1 rRNA gene is annotated in these 1,688 nt (G+C 54.9%); it reads left to right on the plus strand.

The window, feature by feature from the left end:
* Positions 1 to 1,676 (plus strand): 23S ribosomal RNA (locus tag AB9R92_RS02870); the annotation flags it as partial.
* Positions 1,677 to 1,688: the final 12 nt, after the last annotated feature.

A 1,688-nucleotide genomic window follows, 5' to 3' on the forward strand; every position in this document is an offset into this window, starting at 1 on the left:
GAAGTCAGACCGGAAGGACTGGTGGAGCGCTTAGAAGTGAGAATGCCGGTATGAGTAACGAAAGACGGGTGAGAATCCCGTCCACCGAATGCCTAAGGTTTCCTGAGGAAGGCTCGTCCGCTCAGGGTTAGTCGGGACCTAAGTCGAGGCCGATAGGCGTAGACGATGGACAACAGGTTGATATTCCTGTACCACCTCCCCGCCGTTTGAGCAATGGGGGGACGCAGAAGGATAGGGTGAGCGTGCCGTTGGTTGTGCACGTCCAAGCTGTGAGATGAGAAACGAGGCAAATCCCGTTTCTGGATACATCAAGCAGTGATGGCAAGAGGTTTACCTCAGAGTCCCTGATTTCACACTGCCAAGAAAAGCCTCTAGCGAGGCGGGAGGTGCCCGTACCGCAAACCGACACAGGTAGGCGAGAAGAGAATTCTAAGGTGAGCGAGTGAACTCTCGTTAAGGAACTCGGCAAAATGACCCCGTAACTTCGGGAGAAGGGGTGCTCTGGTAGGGTGAATAGCCCGAGAGAGCCGCAGTGAATAGGCCCAGGCGACTGTTTAGCAAAAACACAGGTCTCTGCAAAACCGTAAGGTGACGTATAGGGGCTGACGCCTGCCCGGTGCTGGAAGGTTAAGGGGAGTGCTTAGCGCAAGCGAAGGTGCGAACCGAAGCCCCAGTAAACGGCGGCCGTAACTATAACGGTCCTAAGGTAGCGAAATTCCTTGTCGGGTAAGTTCCGACCCGCACGAAAGGCGTAACGATCTGGGCACTGTCTCAACGAGAGACTCGGTGAAATTATAGTACCTGTGAAGATGCAGGTTACCCGCGACAGGACGGAAAGACCCCGTGGAGCTTTACTGTAGCCTGATATTGAATTTTGGTGCAACTTGTACAGGATAGGTAGGAGCCTAAGAACCCGGAGCGCCAGCTTCGGGGGAGGCGTCGGTGGGATACTACCCTGGTTGTATTGAACTTCTAACCCACAAGCCTTAGCGGCTTGGGAGACAGTGTCAGGCGGGCAGTTTGACTGGGGCGGACGCCTCCTAAAGAGTAACGGAGGCGCTCAAAGGTTCCCTCAGAATGGTTGGAAATCATTCGCAGAGTGTAAAGGCACAAGGGAGCTTGACTGCGAGACGGACAGGTCGAGCAGGGTCGAAAGACGGACTTAGTGATCCGGTGGTTCCGCATGGAAGGGCCATCGCTCAACGGATAAAAGCTACCCCGGGGATAACAGGCTTATCTCCCCCAAGAGTCCACATCGACGGGGAGGTTTGGCACCTCGATGTCGGCTCATCGCATCCTGGGGCTGTAGTCGGTCCCAAGGGTTGGGCTGTTCGCCCATTAAAGCGGTACGCGAGCTGGGTTCAGAACGTCGTGAGACAGTTCGGTCCCTATCCGTCGCGGGCGCAGGAAATTTGAGAGGAGCTGTCCTTAGTACGAGAGGACCGGGATGGACACACCGCTGGTGTACCAGTTGTTCTGCCAAGAGCATCGCTGGGTAGCTATGTGTGGCCGGGATAAGTGCTGAAAGCATCTAAGCACGAAGCCCCCCTCAAGATGAGATTTCCCATTGCGCAAGCAAGTAAGATCCCTCAAAGACGATGAGGTAGATAGGTTCGGGGTGGAAGCGTGGCGACACGTGCAGCTGACGAATACTAATCGATCGAGGACTTAACCAACAACTGAACATG

Source organism: Planococcus sp. SSTMD024, assembly GCF_041320495.1.
In the GTDB taxonomy this organism is placed as follows: domain Bacteria; phylum Bacillota; class Bacilli; order Bacillales_A; family Planococcaceae; genus Planococcus.